The organism is Treponema sp. R8-4-B8 (assembly GCF_054786175.1).
This window is the reverse complement of the sequence record NZ_BDHE01000408.1, coordinates 1-445: the sequence shown is the minus strand read 5'-3', so window position 1 is coordinate 445 and position 445 is coordinate 1. Positions and strand designations below refer to the sequence as shown.

Sequence of the window (445 nt, the reverse complement as noted above, 5' to 3'; positions counted from 1 at the left end):
CCCACACCCTGTCTCTTATACACATCTAGATGTGTATAAGAGACAGCTAGAATACCCATCCCCCGCAGCATCTGTACCAATGCCGCGCCGGAGACGTTGAACTCTTTGGCGAGATCGTGGACTTTCTTTTTGGCCATTCTTCTCTTTTTTCTTTCTTTCTCTTTCTTAAAATTGTCTGAACCGAGATTACCTCAAAATTTTAAAGATTACCCATGATTTTAAGTCAAAAGCCTCAATGCTTTCAATCTTAATTAATCTTACTAATCTTATTAAAATCATGGTTCAGACAGCGTCCTTAAAACATCAACATCAACTATTATTCGTACTCTCTATCGCTACGGCGGAATCCACATTAGTTCCCGCTAGCGTTTCTACCGCCTTATTTATGATTTTTTCTTGAATCGCTTCATCACCTTCCGTATCTTCCGCAACTTTCTTTTCGACC

General features: G+C 39.8%; 1 protein-coding gene. It reads right to left on the bottom strand.

Annotated elements, in window-relative coordinates; genetic code table 11:
• Window positions 1-137 (bottom strand): translation initiation factor IF-2 N-terminal domain-containing protein (locus ACYVRA_RS08990; protein WP_461252369.1); only part of this gene is annotated, 137 nt, incomplete at its 3' end.
• Between the last annotated feature and the right edge of the window lie 308 nt (window positions 138-445).